The organism is Shewanella sp. Pdp11, from assembly GCF_002838165.1.
GTDB classification, from domain to species: domain Bacteria; phylum Pseudomonadota; class Gammaproteobacteria; order Enterobacterales; family Shewanellaceae; genus Shewanella; species Shewanella hafniensis.
Map to the genome: position 1 here is coordinate 1,171,023 of NZ_CP015194.1, position 15,204 is coordinate 1,186,226.

Below are 15,204 nucleotides of genomic sequence, written 5' to 3' on the forward strand. Positions count from 1 at the left end.
CGACAAAAAAAGGGTCAAATAACAAGTCATTACCTTACCCTTCAATGTCATCGGCCGTAGGTAAACGACTTATAAAGCGGTTTCGTCTATGACGCGGTAGCGGGTTTGTACATAGCCATTGTCGTATTGCTGTGTGTGGATGGGCATTAATAGTATGGCTTGGGGGACGTCACTAAAGAGGGGAATGCCTTTACCCAGTAAAGTGGGGATACGAGTGAGCGTGAGTTCCTGAATTAGCCCCGCCGCTAAAAAGCCTTGGATTGTTTGGCCACCATCGATATAGAGATGTTTGAAGCCACGGGTTTTGAGTTGTTCGCTAATGCTTGCCGCATCGCCATTTAGCACTTGTACGTGCTCACTTAACGCCGACGGTACTGTTACGCCGCTGCGACTTAATACAAATACTGGGATATTTACATAGGGCCAATCACAATCGAAGGAGAGGACTTTTTCAAAGCTTTTTCGTCCCATTACAATCGCATCGACAGTGTCGATAAAGGCATGATAACCAAAGTCTTCATCGGGATTAGTACTGGGATGTTGATTTAAAAAGTCGATATCCCCATCGGGCGTTGCGATATAACCGTCGAGGGTCGCGGCAATAAAAACGGAGGCTTTCATTCATCTTCCTTAATGCTATTTTCGCGCGTGTTTCTCTAGTGATTCTTTCAGGGCTTGTTGCTGAGCGAGGCAGTCTTGTTTTGCTTTGCCCGACATATCGTTACACGTTTGACCTTTATCTGGGCCTTCTAATATGGCGGCTGCAACATAAACTGCGGCGTCGGCTGCATTGCATTCTTGTTTGCTGTAGGGGGAATTTGTATCACATTTTGCATTAAGCGGCCCAACGCAGCCAGTCATACAGCTTAGGGCTAAAGTGCTAAAGCTGAGTAATATTAAAGGTTTGAACATTCGCTCTTCCATGATTCTTGTTATTTGAGACGGTTGGAAAGTATATAACTGCTTTGCAGGCTGAGCGAGAACTGGATCGTTTCATTTCCACTTTGGTTGTTATCTCGGAGTAAGGCATTCGCGGGTGGGAGAAAAAATCCCCGAGGGCATAGCTACCCTCGGGTGGAGGTTCAAAAAGCAGTGGATTTCTTGAGCGCCTGCGGGGCACAAAGGAAGGAACCTATGGCGTGATTGTGCGGGCTGATACGATATTTAACAAAGCCAAATGCACAAACTGCGACAGCTTGTCGCAGGTAGAATGAAAACTGTGTAGTTACGGTATCTTGAATGGTCTGGGTAAAAAGGGTTTAACGGTTAAATCCTTATGCGTGGCGAGAAGGCGTCGCGATTGTTTAGCGACTATGGGTCACTGACTTATAAGACTGAATGTAGATTGCCTAAGTGCTGCACTAGCTCTGCCATATTGTTCACTTCGAGTTTTTTCATGATTTTGGCGCGGTGTACTTCAATCGTGCGTAGGGATAAAAACATCGCCTCCGAGATTTGCTTATTGGTCATGCCTTGGATCACATTGGCTAACACTTGTTGTTCGCGTTCTGTCAGTTGGTCAAATTTATGCTGCAGACTTTGTTGTTCGAAGGCCGCTTGGCTTTCACGCTGTGCTTTTTCTATCGCTTGTACTAATGCTTTACCCGATACGGGTTTTTGAAAAAAGTCGCAGGCTCCCTTACGAAAGGCGCTGAGTGCCATAGGTAAATCGCCGTGGCCAGTGAGAAATATCACGCTTAGCGGGCTGTGGGTTTCGATCAGTTTTTGCTGCACTTCTTGGCCGGTGATTTCTGGCATTCGACTATCTAAAATCACGCAGCCCGCCTGTGATAATGCACATTGCGCAAGGAAGTCGCGGCCGCTGTTGAAGGTTTGCACTTGGTAACCAAATTGCCCAAGCATAAAACCCAGCGAATCCAGAATCGCATCATCGTCATCGACTAAATACAGTGGCAATTTTGTAAACATGGATTTCCTTATGGGCATGTGGGTGCGGGATCGCCATATCAGCTTAAGCCGCGTCTGTGCTTGGCTCAATTTTAAGCCTAGCTCTTGGGAGGTGCATCACTAAATTAGCCGATTATCTTAGGGCAGAAACCAGAGTTTGGCGGCATTTCACAGCTTGATTTTTATCTGCGAGTTAAAGTCGTTTAATAGCATATAAGGCAAGGTAATAGCGGCGATGGCGACGGACTCTTGGTGTAAAGCGGTAGTGATGGGATTATGCCTAAGTGTCATTGGGCTCAGTCAGTCCTATGCCGATGACGTGCCGCAGGTGAACCACTTTAGAGTCGGAGTGTTGGCAAATCATGGTGTGTTACAAGCCAAGCAGCGTTGGCAACCTATGATGGATTACCTGACTGAGCAAGTGCCTAATAGTCATTTTGAAGTCGTGCCAGTGGATTTTAATGGCATGCGTAGCCAGTTACTTGAGCATGATTTGCAGTTTATCGTCACTAATCCTGGGCAATATCTGCATCTAAGCAATAATTTCCCGCTGTCTTGGCTCGCGACGATGAAGAGCCGTAAGCATCAGGGCAGCACTTTTACCATAGGCGCGACTATTATTGTTCGCGCCGATAGCCCTATCCGCACCCTGCAGGATTTGCGCGGACGCAATGTGGTCGCCAGTGATCCGCAGGCATTAGGCGGGTATCAGGCGGCTATGGGGTTACTGCATAAAATGGGCTTTTTACCCGAACAGTTTTTTGGGCAAGTACGCTTTCTCGGATTCCCGTTAGAACCGCTTATTTATCAAGTACGCGACGGCAGTGCCGACGCCGCCATCGCGCCTTTTTGTACCTTAGAAGAAATGATCGAAACTGGCCTCGTTAATCAGGCCGATTATCGGGTGATCCATCCTGCAACGCCTGCAGGATATGATTGCGAGGTCAGCACTCAGTTATACCCCAACTGGTCATTCGCTGCGGCGGATACGGTTTCGCCACGGATCACCATGCAAATTACCCGCGCCTTATTCGATTTACCCGCCGATCATATTGCAGCAATTACCGCCGATACCTTGGGCTGGACTGCACCCGTGAGTCAGTTGAAAGTGATTGAGTTATTTAAGGAATTGCAACTGCAAGGTGCATCGCCGCCACTCTATCAAACCGTATATAAATGGATGGCAAAAAATAAAGAGTGGGGTGGTGCACTGTTGTTAATTTTCATTATTTCCACCATTTATCACCTGTGGCTTGAATATAAGTTTCGCCAGAAAAGTGAGTTTTTAGTCAGCACTGAGCGCCAATTAAAGGACAAGGCATTGCAGCTTGAGCGGCTGCAAAGTGCGGCAATTTTGGGGGAAATTGGCGCAGGTCTTGCGCACGAACTCAATCAACCCATAGCGGCAATTACCCAATACAGCGAAGGCGCCATGCTGCAATTGGAAAGGCTTGGGCAAGATAATCCCGAACTCTATGATGTACTGGGTAAAATTAATGCGCAGTCGATTCGTGCGGGTGCGGTTGTGCACCGTATTCGCGGTTTACTCAAACGGCGTCAGGCCAAGACAGAACCGTTAGATATCGTACTGGTGGTGAAGGAGGCGCTAGCTTTACTGCGGCGTGAGTTAGACCGAGCGAATGTGCAAGTGAATGTGCGAGTGCAGGGTGAGCCCTTTGAACTGGTGGGCGATAGCGTTGGCTTAAGTCAAATGTGGGTCAATCTCGTGAAAAATAGCTTAGATGCGTTAGAAACCTGCGGCGATAACCGCGCGCGACAATTATGGATCGATATCTATTTTCAACCGCATGAAATCAAAGTATTAGTGATTGATAATGGCGAAGGGTTACAGGGGCAGGCGAGTGAGTTAATGGCATCATTCGCCTCAACCAAAGATGCGGGATTAGGGCTTGGCTTAGCCATCTGTAAGGATGTGGTCAGTCGCCACCATGGCAGCATTCAAATCGAAAACTGTCAGCAATCCACGCAAGCTTTATTGCCGTGGCAACAGGGCTGTGTGGTCACTGTGGTCTTACCTAAAGGCTAATGTGCATAGTCCATATATGCATAGTTCCACTTAGCTGCAGATTAATGCCATTAGGGCAGTGGATAGTTTTGGGCGAACTGGCTGAGCTTTTCTACTAAAAACTCTATGGTGCGACGGATCTTATGGCTGGGATAATCGGTTTGTAGGTATACCAATTGCAGCGGGATCGGCGGGGCTATTTTATCGGCTAGCACTAAGTGGAGTCTGCCTTCGGTCACATCTTGCGCCACATCGAACCAACTCTTATAGGCAATTCCACGGCCTTCGATTGCCCAGTCGCGGATCACTGCGCCATCGTTACAAAAACGTTTACCCTTGACTTCGATTTCAACGGGCGCGCCGTTATGGCTGAATTTCCATTTCTGCCACGGCTCACCGCCGCGATTTAAAATCAGCACAGCATGTTGGCTGAGTTCATTTAGTGTGCTTGGTGTGCCGTGTTGTGCCAGATAAGCGGGTGAGGCGACCAGTACTCTTGGGGTCATGGCGAGCTGACGCCTTTTAAGGTTTGAGTCGTCAAGTTGACCATAGCGCAAAGCCAAATGGATATTATGGTCGATTAAGTCTGTCATATGATCGCCAAAATACAGCTGCACTGTCAGTTCTGGGGCGATGTCCATTAATTCATCGAGCCAAGCACGGATCTGGCTGCGACCAATATCCGAAGGTAACGCGAGGCGTACTTCGCCCTTAAGCTCACCCCTGTGTTCGGCTAAATTGGCGCTGGCGGTTTCGAGAATCGCCAGTGCAGGTTTCGCCGAATCGAGAAAGATCCGCCCTTCTTCTGTGAGCTGTAAGCGCCGCGTTGAGCGAGCAAATAGCTGACATCCTAGCTTTTTCTCTAATCTTTGCAGCGCGGCACTTGCCGCTGCCGGCGTCATGCCGATTTCTTTACTGGCTGCCGAGAGGCTCTCTAGGGCTGCGATACGCAGCGCTAATTGCAGATCGTTTAGATGATACATATCAAATTATTTTTGAAAATGATTTTAATAATAGCCTAATTATCAACATAGATTAACTAATGCACAATTGCACCACTGATATTTCATCTTAATTTCTGGTTCGGAGTGTGTATGAGTTTATTCATGTCTTACAAATTAGCGTCACTGGCGCTAAACAATCGTATTGTGATGGCCCCGATGACTCGGGCGCGTACCATGCAGCCAGGCAATATTCCTAATGACCTGATGGCGCAATATTATGCCCAGCGCGCCTCGGCGGGGCTAATCATCACAGAAGCGACACAAATCTCCGATGACAGCCAAGGCTATTCATTTACGCCGGGCGTGTATACCGCTGAGCAAATTGAGGGCTGGGAAAAAGTCACTGCGGCAGTGCATCAGGCTGGCGGTAAAATCTTCAATCAAATCTGGCATGTTGGCCGGGTATCACACCCGATTTTTCAGCAGGGTAATGCCCCGATTGCGCCATCGGCCATTGCGCCCGTTGGCACTAAAGTATGGATTGTGGATGAAGCCCATCCTGAAGGACAAATGGTGGATTGCCCAGAACCTAGGGCTATGGTGCAAGCGGATATCGACCGCGTTGTGGCCGATTTTGCACAGGCGGCAGTGAATGCGGTTGCGGCGGGTTTTGATGGCATCGAAATTCACGGCGGCAATGGTTATCTGATTGACCAGTTTTTACGCACCAATTCAAACCACAGAACCGATGCCTACGGCGGTTCTCAGGAAAATCGCATTCGTTTTTTACTCGAAATTGTCCAAGCCGTGAGTGCGAAAATTGGTGCCAATAAAGTCGGGGTTCGCCTCGCCCCTTACGTGACGTTTAAAGATATGGCGTGTCCTGAAATTGTAGACACTATTCTGTTAGCGGCTAAGCATTTATCGGCATTGGGCGTGGCATATGTACACCTTTCAGAGGCGGATTGGGACGATGCGCCCAAGGTGCCAGAATCCTTTAGAGTCGAGCTGCGTAACGTCTTTAAGGGCAGCATTATTGTTGCGGGTCGCTATGATGTGGCGCGTGCCAATGACGTGATTGATAACGGTTATGCGGACTTAGTTGCCTTCGGTCGACCTTTTATTGCCAATCCTGATTTGCCTTACCGTTTAATGCATCAATTGCCTTTATCTGCATTCGACAAAGGGCCCTTGTTTGGTGGTAGTGCAGCGGGGTATACCGATTATCTTACACACAACGAAGCATTGAGAGCCGTCATCCGATCCGCTGACGCTGAGGTGGCATAATGGATCGGGTTAACACTTTGTATGTTCAGCGCTTACCCGCTTGGCTTCGTTTAAGTCTATGGTTTTCAGGCTTTATAGGTATCGCTATTGTGGGTTTTAGCTTAGCAAGTCTGAGCATGGATGCGATGGCCGACCAAGTCGGCGCGACCCCAGAAATCACTAAACTATCAGCGGCGTTAGTGCCAAAAGTGGCGGCAATGGAAACGATTTCTGATGAATCACCGCAGGCACAAGCTATCGCCCGCGCGGCCTTGTTGTATGCCAGTTTTTGGCACACGGGGGATGCACGTTTTGCCTATAGTGCGTTAGCGACAGGGTTTATCGACCGTACTCTGCCCGCTGGCCGCGCACAGGGGATCACGGGTCCACTCGAAGCCTCAAAGGCATTTAGGGCAGCGGTCCCCGATCTCTCTGTTTCAGTTGAGCATTTGCTAGTCGTTGGCGATCGTGCAGTGGTACGGCTGCGTTTTAATGGCCGCTTCACTGGTGTCTTTGGTGAGCAAAAAGGCCAAGGGCAGAAAATCGATTTTCGTGCTGTTGACATGTATCGAGTACGGGATGGTTTTATCACAGATAACTGGCACCTCGAAGATTATCAAACGCTATTTTCTCAATTAGCTGCAGGGACTCAATCATGAATCAACGTCGACGATTTTTAATGGCTGGTGGCGCCATCGCTGCGGGGTTCGGCCTAAGCCAAACGGCGCTGGCTATTGGTTTACCCTCATTAGATACCTTAGAAAATGACTCCAAAAGTTCAGGCGGCAGTGGTATGAACAAAATATTTTGGCCAAGTGGTGAGCAGTTAGTGATTTCAATCTCAATGCAGTTTGAAGCAGGTGCCCAAGATAAAAATGCCGAAGGGCCATTTCCGCCTTAGATAAGTTTATCCAGTACGTGAAAGGTCACGACAGCGTTGGCTTTATGCGTAAAGATGCCATTGCTAAATGGGCGCTGGCGCAAAAGGACACACCGACCAATCCTGCAAGAACATTTTAGCCTGCTGTAGCTTTGTTAGAAGAGGTTTGAATGGTTAACAAAAAGCGCGTTGTATAACGCGCTGTTTGATTTTGGGAACCTTATTACTGCGGGTCGGAAGCGATTAACGCATGGCTAACATGGCCCAAGTGCGGCGACCTTGCTCCAGAATGATCCCCACGGCAAGTCCCGCAGCGGCGTTGATGGCGAGGCAAGTCACAGCGGTTGATAAAATCACAAAGATACAGAAGGGTTTACCATCGATTAAGCGTTTCGACCACGCCAGTTGCAGCCCCGCAGTGGTCAGTAAACTGCCGAGGATTGCCATAGGAATAAGGCTTAATAGCCAAGCGATATTAGTCCCCCAGCACAGGGCTATCATTAAGCACGTGCTGCCAAAAATTAACGGCGCCAGATAAGTGCGGGCGCCAAAATGGTATTGCACCGCAAGTCCGCCCGCACCGTGGCACATGGCCGAGGCACCAAAGGGCGCGAGCAATAAGTTGGCAAGACCTGAGCTAATGGCGAAGTTTTTGGGCGTGAGTTTGGCGGCATCTTCAGGAAATTTCTCCTGTGCCATTACAGAGGTGGCAATGACCGCATTGGTTAAGGTGAGAGCCAGTTGTGGCAAAACCAATAAAAGGGCGGCGGAAGTCCATTCAACAGACGTCGGCCACGCTAATTGAAATGGCGCTGTCATTGCTTGAATATCAAAGTTAGTGGCTAAACTAGTTTGTGTACTTGCTTGCCAAATCATCCCCGCTGCTATGACTAAGGGCATGGCAAGGTAACGCAGCGGCAAAAATTTACTGATAAATAACAGTACAAATGCCCCCACGCCAACCAGCCAAAATTCACTCATCATCTTAGTGCCCATCCACATCAGTTGCAGACCTATGGCGAGTTGAATGCCAACACTTACTGCTTGGGATAACTGTTTTGCTAACCAAGTAATGGCGCCGCTAAAAGCCAGAATTAACAGGATAATACCCATCAACATGGCGCTCGCTTGCAACATACCAGGGGTTAAGCCTTGGGCTATGACTAGTGCAGCGATGACCTTCATCGGTTGCACCGGAATCGGGCGGCGGTAAAACAGCGCGCTTAAGATAGCGAATAGCCCAAAGCCCAAAAATATCCCTTGGGGCGAAAATTGATTGAGGGCAATCAGCCCCAACACCAAAGGCAAAAAAGTGCCTAAGTCGGCAAAAGCGCCACTGGTTTCACCGAGTAAACGGTTGAATGAAGGATTGGATACTGTTTGGGAAATTTTGCCCGAGGTCATACTGATTGCCGTAATTGAACACGCTATGACTACGCAAAATAAATGCCATAAAAATCAGATGATTTGGGGGGTAAACAGAGTCAAACTACCGTATTGAGTCACTCAATGAGACAAACTGGGGCAAGGCCGAAGAATGGCTGAGTCTAATTGTCTTTTTGGGGTGAGAGTAACAAGATAATAAAAGAGAGATCTTAGTGAACACTAAGATCTCAAAGGGTATTACTGGGAACTCGATTTGGTTCATCAGCTGTGTTCACTTCGATGCCTTACTAAAAGTAAGATATCTGTGATGCTCAAATCAGTGAACGATTTAATCAAGGCTGTTTGTGTTTTGGCCCTTGTTTATTTTTCACCGGGTCACCTTGATAACCTAGGGCTTGCCAATCGAGTCTTGAGCCTTTGTTATGGCAGTCGTTACAATTTAATGCTTGCTCCTTGGGTGACACCATATGGTTTATCCGCCACCACATTTCAGTGGCTGCAAAGTCATATTCACCACTGTATTTGATACCTTTCTCAAGCATAGTCGTGTTCGCTTCCATTCCTAGTTTTGCCGCTAAGTTCCAATCAAACTCGCTCCAGAATCCCCCTTTGCCATAGGTTTTCGGTGTGATAAAAATATTGAGTTTTTTATCGTAAATCTGTTTACCCGTGTGCACCTTGAAAGGATAGATTTTTGCTTTGGCATCATTTATATCGCCTATGGGGTAGGTGAGTTTTGTGATGGCATTCGGGTCCATTTTGTCGCCAGTCATGTACGCATTGGCTGTACCGTTATACCAAGCGTATTGGGGTTTGACCATTTTTTCCCAAACAAAATCTCCTTTTTTCTTTTGGTAGGTATGTTTGCCGTATTGGTCAACGGCTTCTGGTTTATCCTCGCCTGCGGTTGACCAGTCCCAGCGCATTTTTGTCGGTTCGTTTTTAGCAAAATACGGAATATGACAGGTTTGACAGGCAACTGCCGCTGTATGAGTATTGAGTTTTTTGTTCGCGTGCGGCGCTGATTCGTGGCAGTTTTCACAGCCAATATGGTCGACACCACCGGGTGAAACCCCCATAGCATTACCTGAGATCATGTGTTTCTCAGTGGTGTGGCAGTTCTGACATTGAAAGTCATTACCGTCGCTATCCATATGCACATCCGTCGCTTTGTCTGGATAAGACATGGATGAGTCTAAGTCCCCATGTTTTACCGCGTCACCACCGCCACCATAGAAGTGGCAACTACCGCAGTTATCCCGTACAGGTTCGCCAACGTTTTGAGCTATTTTAGTCAGATCGAGCTTTGCCATAGGTTCACCTGCGCCAGCGGGATCTTTAACATAAGTTCCTGTAGTGTCGTGACAAACTAGGCAGTCGACTTTGGTTTTATCTTTAAAGTCAAAGTTACTGTCTTTCCAACCATAACCCGCGTGACAACTGGTACAGCGGGGTTCATTGCTGGAAATGGCAACGCAGAAGTTATTAATGCTGTTTTTCTTACCTCTTACGACTGTCCTATCGGGAAGTTTTTGTTCTAACTCCCAAGTCCAGTGGGAGGTTTTCATCACGTCAGTCGCTTGATTTTCATGGCAGACTAAACATTGTGTGGTCACCTGTGAGCCTGTGGTAAACGGGCCTTTAAGTGCCTCTTTATGGGGATTAGCGGCGTAGGCATTTAATGTCATGCCCGCTAAGGCAATGAGGATGAGCTTATTCATTTTGTACTCCCGCCCTCGATGTAACCGAGGGCTGATCGTTGTTATCAATGACGGATTAGAAGTTGATGGTGAGTGAGGCGTTCATGTCGAAGGCGGTATCGACCACTGGCAACATGGAATAAGCAGAGCCAGCTAGCACATCGTCGATTTTTTGTGGAGCACCCACAGGTGTACCGCTACCTGTATATTCATAGTCGTAGTAAAGCCCAGCCAATTTGATAAACATTTTTGGATTGATATCAAAGATATAATAGGCTTCGGCCACATGACCACGGGTGGCAAGTTTGCTACCGATAGGGTCGTCTTGGGCTTGGGTGAAGGGTGTCCAATATTTAGAACCATAGTTATATTCCAGACCAAACTTGCCGTAGGGTGCAGGAATTTGTACGCCGACATAAATGCCGTAACCGTCTTTGGTATCACTATCGTCACTGGTTTTAGGCACCATGATGATCTCTGTACCAGTGCTATTTAACTCAGCCTCGAAGATAGCATCGGATAACATGCCACCAAACATACCTGCGTTGCCATTGGGCTCGGCGCGAGTCCAGCCGAGTGAGGCAAACCATTTAATATCGTTTGCTTCTTCACGCGCAAAGCCAATCCCGCCTAGGTACATGTCACCAATCACACCGCTGGGTTGTACTCGGGTAACAAAGTTAAAATTGTCGAACTTTTGCATATCTTGGTACATGGTCGGAGCGAAAATGCCCGCCAGCTGGGTCGGGAAGGCCATAGTGCCTTTAAAGCCGTCATTCACATCTTTAGCGCCAAACAGGGTGAACTGGAGGAAGTTGGTGCCATCGTTGATGGCATCGATATTAAAACCACCTAGGTGGGTATCTTTAGTGACTATGTCACCAAACATTTCGCCATTGCCCCATTGTGATTCAAAGCCTTGGCCGTAACAAAAACGGACAACTTGCCCTTCAACCCCGGTGATTTCCCCTAGGTTATAACCTAAGGTGGCGCCATCGAAGTTGAAGTTAACTAAATGGCCTGAAGGCGTGCCGCCACGTAGCTCGTTTTCACGGTAGTGGCTTGGTGGGCCATAGGTGGAAGGGCGACGGCCAATGGAGAGATAAAACTCGGAGCCGTTGATTTTTTTCCAGTCAAAATAGGCGCGTTCGACCCGCAACCAGTCGCCACTGGTATTGCCGCTGCTGGTACCATCCATAGTGAAAGATCGCCAAGAGTCAAACACTTGCACTCCTGTGGAGTCGCCCCAGTTTTTGAACATACTGAGACGGCCAGCAAAGCTGACGTTATCCCATACTTTTGCCTTAAGGTTGAGGCGCAGTCGAGTGGTGTAGTAGATGTCGTTATCTATGTCCTGCACGCTTTTGGGGGCGAGCACATAGGGCATCACGCCCTGCAACATGCCATTTTGGAAGGCGGCGGCAAGGTCTGGATTGGCTTGCATCATTTTGCCAAGTGGCGAATTTAGATCGTTGGGCATGCCGAAGGCGCCCGACATAGCTTTGGCGCCAAAGTCGTTGAAGTTAACCTTCATCGCTGGGCTCCAGACCACATCTTGGTAATGCAATGAATGGGCTTTAGTGCGGAAATCACCTGTAATTTCAAGACGATCTAATGATGTGTGCCGCTCGGTTTTATCTACGCGATTATTAAGGTCATCCAATTGCTCGGTAATATCGGCAAGCTGTTGTTTAAGTTCGGTAATTTTTTGCGTTTCATTTTGCACATCGTTCGGTGCAGCAAGGGATTGGCCCGACATAAACAAGGCATTAGCAACGAGTATGGAAATAAGGGTACGCATAAGGTTTCTCCCTGAGTTTTTCTGTTGGCGCTATCTCGCTAAGAAGCATTTCGCCAAATTTACCCAATAGGAGTCCCTGAGGTGTTTCCCCATTTTTCTCGCATTGGGTTTTAAATTTTTAAGTCAATGATTTAGGTCGCAGTTGCAGGGCTGCTTTCTAGCATTGCCTTAGGCCGTTAAATGGGCAGAGATCAGCCGCAGGTTTGTGGTTGGTCGGAGTCAGCGGCGTGGTCATACAAAAATTGCTGTATGTCCTTGAGGTCTTGTTCTGTGAAGCCGTTGAATACCTCTGGTTTGAGTTTGTGCTTATCTTTATCAAAGAAGCGATCCCATTGGCTCATGGTCTTGGTCATAGGGGTAAGTTCACCGCCTTCGCCACCTTGGCTATGGCAGGCTTTACATTCTTTTTTGTATAAATGTTTACCTTTCTTTGGGTTACCACCGTCTGCTGCGTAGGCATTGATACCTAAGCTGCCTATTACGGCCATTGCTATTGCTATCTTGGTTAATGTTTTCATCATCTCATTCCTTACTTTTGTGGCCATTTGTATGACTTTGTTGGCGAAGTGTTTTTATTGATTCCGCCTTGTGAACAAATTTATCAAAAACCACAGTGAGTAAATTTGAGGTGTATCACTTCCATTAAAAAAATCTAATTGATAAAAAATTCATTGATAAAAATCTAATTGACTGTGTTTGTCACGGTTTACGCTATTTTTATTTCAGTAAAACCAATAGATTGATTTTTTAGCTAAATTAGCCATGTCGATTTTACCTGTCGTGTTTGGTACTTAACACGCAAAAGCGACTGTGATTTAGCTAACACTTTGTAAAATATGCATTAACTAAAGTAGCTATTTTAAAATTAGCGAGATGGTGGCGGGATGTGGCACTAAGCTATAAATGCTAGAGCATGACCTGACATTTTTAGTTTTTTGGCTTGGGTTGATGAGTGTTTCTGAACCGTATTCGCCTAAACAGTCTAGGCGAATACGGACTCGAGACGGATTAAGGCTGCTGGCGTGTTGGCGCTAAAACGATTTCGCGTACGCACACATTTTGCGGTTGTTGCCATGCAAACAGCGCGGCAGCGGCGACGTTTTCAGGCGCGATAACGCCGCCCATTTCTTCTTTCCAGTCATGGTAACCGGCTTTAATGTCATCGCTGGTGGTGTGACTTAGCAACTCAGTTTCTACTGCGCCTGGGGCGATAGTGATAAGGCGTACGTCATCCATGGCGACTTCTTCACGAATGTTTTCTGTTAAGGCGTGCACGGCAAATTTAGTGGCGCAGTAAGCAGCGTGGTTTGGAAAGGTTTTACGCCCCGCTACTGAGCTGATATTAATGATAGTGCCAGTTTTGCGAGCTTTCATGTCGGCTAATACCGCATGAATGCCATTAAGCACGCCCATCACATTGATATTGAGCATGCGGCTCCATTCGTTAGGATCTTGCACATCGATTTGGCCCAGTAGCATGATTCCCGCGTTATTGATAAGACAGCCAACAGGGCCAAATTGTGCTTCTGCTTGAGTTATGGCGGTTTTAATGGCTGCAGCGTCGGTGACATCGACGCTGATAGAGAGGCTGTTAGGTAATTCAAGCGCTTGCATTGCTTCAACCCGGCGTGCCAGTAATAACAGTGGGTGGCCTGCGGCGCTAAAACTTTTGGCCATAGCGGCGCCAATACCCGATGAAGCGCCCGTGATGACAACCAGTAATTTAGTAACTTGATTCATTAGTATTTCCTATTAATTGAAGCCAATCTGAGCCGTAAACAAACTGTTGTTCGGCGTCTTTAAGTTGGCAATCAGTATAGGCTGGGGATTTTTAGCCGAAAAATACTTATTCCAGCTGGATATGATAGGCTCAGCCTATGACACTATTATCGAATTTTGTACTTAATTTGCCGTTGTCGGAGAAGATAAAATGGTTGATTTACGTTTGCTGCGTTTCTTTATCGCAATTTTTGAAGAGAACAATATCACCGCAGCGGCTAACCGTTGCTTTGTGAGCCAGCCTTCACTGTCAGTTGGCTTAAAGCAGTTGGAAGAAGAGTTAGGCGGCCAGCTATTTGAACGTAGTAAGAAAGGCGTTAAACCCTTAGATAGCGCTCATTATTTGTATCCTTTGGCGGTTAAATTAGTCGAGGAGGCGAGTAAATTGCCGGGTCTGTTTATGGCGAAGTCGAGCCGACAAAAGCTACGTTTGGCTGTGATGCCAGATCTCAGTCAGCGGCGTTTGGCGGGATTTTTACAGCAGGTGAATCAAGCCATTGAGAAGCTAGATCTGGAGCTGGTGGATTACCAAAGCCCCGCAGATTGTCGTTTAACTATCGACAGTTTACGCCATGAAGATGAAGTGTTTTTCCCGCTGTGGGAAGAAGATTATGTGCTGTGCGTCCCCAAGGAGCATGCCCTCGCCCGAGTAGATAGCCTACGCCCCGAGCAGCTAAATGGTTTTGACTTTATTGAGTGTCCGCCCTGTGAAGCTCATCAGCAGACGATAGGTTTACTGGCGTGCAGCAATATGTCGCTCAATTTAGTCGCTAAGGCCGAGTCAAAATCTCTAGTGATGTCGCTGGTGTTGGCTGGATTTGGGGTGAGTTTTTTACCCGATGGTTTGATTGAAGATGAGCCTAGGCTCAAGCAAGTGAAATTTGATGGTCCGAGAATGTTCCGTCGTATTGGTTTGTGTTATCCCTCCCATCAGGCAGTTGCGCCAACACTGGCGACCTTGTTACGGCATTTAGCCGCTCGATCGAATTAATTCCAAGTTAGTTTTGGGTTATCAGCATTCAGATTAGTGAGTTGCTAAGGGCGATTCAGTGAGATTAAGTGGAGGCTCGACGCCGTAGGATTTAAATAGTTGAGTAATTTCACCTGAGGTACGCATGTCGTCGACTATCTGGTGAACTTGCTTGGCATATTGATGCTGCGGCGACATGAGCGGAATACTGAAATAGCGGCCATTTTTGCTGATATCTACGTATGCCATCTGTTTGAGTTCCTTTTCGACATAAATAACAGGATGCCTATCGCGGCAATGTGCTTGCCAGACAACGGCAGAGGTTTCTGCCCTTGCTTGGGGCAGAAATAAGCATGAAATGACAATGATCAGTATCAGCCTCATACATCTTGCCTATTAAAATGGTCAGTTTTAATTTAGGGCTGGGCAGTTAACCTGACTATTTTTTATTTTTGAGTCGTTTAGCTGCGCAGGTTTGGTCAATAATTGATTGTAGTGCTTATACATCCACTGTGCTTTTTAAGTAATTATAAATTCACTCTAT

The 15,204-nt window shown here is 47.3% G+C and carries 14 protein-coding genes and 1 pseudogene; 5 read left to right on the forward strand and 10 right to left on the reverse strand.

The window, feature by feature from the left end; genetic code table 11:
* Positions 1 to 69: 69 nt before the first annotated feature.
* The 3 genes from AYJ58_RS05190 to AYJ58_RS05200 all read right to left on the reverse strand — a co-directional run bounded on the left by AYJ58_RS05190 (position 70) and on the right by AYJ58_RS05200 (position 1,929).
* Positions 70 to 621 (reverse strand): dihydrofolate reductase family protein, encoded by a 552-nt coding sequence (locus tag AYJ58_RS05190; RefSeq protein ID WP_106649260.1) that lies wholly within the window; start codon positions 619 to 621, stop codon positions 70 to 72.
* 15 nt (positions 622 to 636) lie between these two features.
* On the reverse strand, positions 637 to 912 hold the full coding sequence (locus tag AYJ58_RS05195) for a hypothetical protein (protein ID WP_106649261.1): 276 nt from the start codon (positions 910 to 912) through the stop codon (positions 637 to 639).
* A 414-nt stretch (positions 913 to 1,326) separates the two neighbouring features.
* On the reverse strand, positions 1,327 to 1,929 hold the full coding sequence (locus tag AYJ58_RS05200) for a response regulator transcription factor (protein ID WP_106649262.1): 603 nt from the start codon (positions 1,927 to 1,929) through the stop codon (positions 1,327 to 1,329).
* 214 nt (positions 1,930 to 2,143) lie between these two features.
* Between AYJ58_RS05200 and AYJ58_RS05205 the strand changes: the two genes are divergently transcribed.
* Positions 2,144 to 3,955, forward strand: a complete 1,812-nt coding sequence (locus AYJ58_RS05205; protein WP_106649263.1) for a sensor histidine kinase — start codon at positions 2,144 to 2,146, stop codon at positions 3,953 to 3,955.
* Between the two features lie 50 nt (positions 3,956 to 4,005).
* On the opposite strand, the gene AYJ58_RS05210 is transcribed toward AYJ58_RS05205, so the two are convergent.
* Positions 4,006 to 4,917 carry a LysR family transcriptional regulator gene (locus AYJ58_RS05210; protein ID WP_106649264.1) on the reverse strand — a complete coding sequence of 304 codons (912 nt, stop codon included), beginning with the start codon at positions 4,915 to 4,917 and terminating at the stop codon, positions 4,006 to 4,008.
* Positions 4,918 to 5,028: 111 nt separating this feature from the next.
* On the opposite strand from AYJ58_RS05210, the gene AYJ58_RS05215 reads away from it, so the two are divergent.
* From AYJ58_RS05215 to AYJ58_RS05225, 3 genes and pseudogenes are all read left to right on the forward strand, one after another.
* A complete protein-coding gene (locus AYJ58_RS05215) occupies positions 5,029 to 6,165 on the forward strand; it encodes an alkene reductase (protein WP_106649265.1) in 1,137 nt (378 codons plus the stop codon).
* On the forward strand, positions 6,165 to 6,803 hold the full coding sequence (locus AYJ58_RS05220) for an ester cyclase (protein ID WP_106649266.1): 639 nt from the start codon (positions 6,165 to 6,167) through the stop codon (positions 6,801 to 6,803). Before AYJ58_RS05215 ends, AYJ58_RS05220 begins: the two co-directional genes overlap by 1 nt.
* Positions 6,800 to 7,042, forward strand: a pseudogene (locus tag AYJ58_RS05225) (polysaccharide deacetylase family protein); the annotation flags it as partial. The gene AYJ58_RS05220 and the pseudogene AYJ58_RS05225, both read left to right, overlap by 4 nt.
* Positions 7,043 to 7,267: 225 nt before the next feature.
* Here the strand turns inward: AYJ58_RS05225 and AYJ58_RS05230 are convergent.
* The 5 genes from AYJ58_RS05230 to AYJ58_RS05250 all read right to left on the reverse strand — a co-directional run bounded on the left by AYJ58_RS05230 (position 7,268) and on the right by AYJ58_RS05250 (position 13,651).
* A complete protein-coding gene (locus tag AYJ58_RS05230; RefSeq protein ID WP_106649267.1) occupies positions 7,268 to 8,428 on the reverse strand; it encodes a putative sulfate/molybdate transporter in 1,161 nt (386 codons plus the stop codon).
* Positions 8,429 to 8,742: 314 nt separating this feature from the next.
* Complete coding sequence (locus tag AYJ58_RS05235) at positions 8,743 to 10,131, reverse strand: tetrathionate reductase family octaheme c-type cytochrome (protein ID WP_106649268.1); 1,389 nt, start codon at positions 10,129 to 10,131, stop codon at positions 8,743 to 8,745.
* A gap of 55 nt (positions 10,132 to 10,186) precedes the next feature.
* On the reverse strand, positions 10,187 to 11,911 hold the full coding sequence (locus tag AYJ58_RS05240; RefSeq protein WP_106649269.1) for a DUF3373 domain-containing protein: 1,725 nt from the start codon (positions 11,909 to 11,911) through the stop codon (positions 10,187 to 10,189).
* A gap of 191 nt (positions 11,912 to 12,102) precedes the next feature.
* Positions 12,103 to 12,432 (reverse strand): cytochrome c, encoded by a 330-nt coding sequence (locus tag AYJ58_RS05245; protein WP_006087070.1) that lies wholly within the window; start codon positions 12,430 to 12,432, stop codon positions 12,103 to 12,105.
* A gap of 487 nt (positions 12,433 to 12,919) precedes the next feature.
* Positions 12,920 to 13,651, reverse strand: coding sequence for an SDR family oxidoreductase (locus tag AYJ58_RS05250; RefSeq protein WP_106649270.1), 732 nt, complete (start codon positions 13,649 to 13,651; stop codon positions 12,920 to 12,922).
* Between the two features lie 190 nt (positions 13,652 to 13,841).
* Here AYJ58_RS05250 and AYJ58_RS05255 point away from each other — a divergent pair, with 190 nt between their 5' ends.
* Positions 13,842 to 14,681 carry a LysR family transcriptional regulator gene (locus tag AYJ58_RS05255; protein WP_106649271.1) on the forward strand — a complete coding sequence of 280 codons (840 nt, stop codon included), beginning with the start codon at positions 13,842 to 13,844 and terminating at the stop codon, positions 14,679 to 14,681.
* Between the two features lie 33 nt (positions 14,682 to 14,714).
* On the opposite strand, the gene AYJ58_RS05260 is transcribed toward AYJ58_RS05255, so the two are convergent.
* Positions 14,715 to 15,044 (reverse strand): hypothetical protein, encoded by a 330-nt coding sequence (locus AYJ58_RS05260; protein WP_106649272.1) that lies wholly within the window; start codon positions 15,042 to 15,044, stop codon positions 14,715 to 14,717.
* Positions 15,045 to 15,204: the final 160 nt, after the last annotated feature.

Bases quoted from the DNA above. Each gene is read 5' to 3' on its own strand.
- AYJ58_RS05235 (WP_106649268.1), bottom strand. From the start codon at position 10,131: ATGAATAAGCTCATCCTCATTGCCTTAGCGGGCATGACATTAAATGCC.
- AYJ58_RS05200 (WP_106649262.1), bottom strand. From the start codon at position 1,929: ATGTTTACAAAATTGCCACTGTATTTAGTCGATGACGATGATGCGATT.
- AYJ58_RS05230 (WP_106649267.1), bottom strand. From the start codon at position 8,428: ATGACCTCGGGCAAAATTTCCCAAACAGTATCCAATCCTTCATTCAAC.
- AYJ58_RS05245 (WP_006087070.1), bottom strand. From the start codon at position 12,432: ATGATGAAAACATTAACCAAGATAGCAATAGCAATGGCCGTAATAGGC.
- AYJ58_RS05255 (WP_106649271.1), top strand. From the start codon at position 13,842: ATGGTTGATTTACGTTTGCTGCGTTTCTTTATCGCAATTTTTGAAGAG.
- AYJ58_RS05205 (WP_106649263.1), top strand. From the start codon at position 2,144: ATGGCGACGGACTCTTGGTGTAAAGCGGTAGTGATGGGATTATGCCTA.
- AYJ58_RS05215 (WP_106649265.1), top strand. From the start codon at position 5,029: ATGAGTTTATTCATGTCTTACAAATTAGCGTCACTGGCGCTAAACAAT.
- AYJ58_RS05195 (WP_106649261.1), bottom strand. From the start codon at position 912: ATGTTCAAACCTTTAATATTACTCAGCTTTAGCACTTTAGCCCTAAGC.
- AYJ58_RS05240 (WP_106649269.1), bottom strand. From the start codon at position 11,911: ATGCGTACCCTTATTTCCATACTCGTTGCTAATGCCTTGTTTATGTCG.
- AYJ58_RS05210 (WP_106649264.1), bottom strand. From the start codon at position 4,917: ATGTATCATCTAAACGATCTGCAATTAGCGCTGCGTATCGCAGCCCTA.
- AYJ58_RS05260 (WP_106649272.1), bottom strand. From the start codon at position 15,044: ATGAGGCTGATACTGATCATTGTCATTTCATGCTTATTTCTGCCCCAA.
- AYJ58_RS05190 (WP_106649260.1), bottom strand. From the start codon at position 621: ATGAAAGCCTCCGTTTTTATTGCCGCGACCCTCGACGGTTATATCGCA.
- AYJ58_RS05250 (WP_106649270.1), bottom strand. From the start codon at position 13,651: ATGAATCAAGTTACTAAATTACTGGTTGTCATCACGGGCGCTTCATCG.
- AYJ58_RS05220 (WP_106649266.1), top strand. From the start codon at position 6,165: ATGGATCGGGTTAACACTTTGTATGTTCAGCGCTTACCCGCTTGGCTT.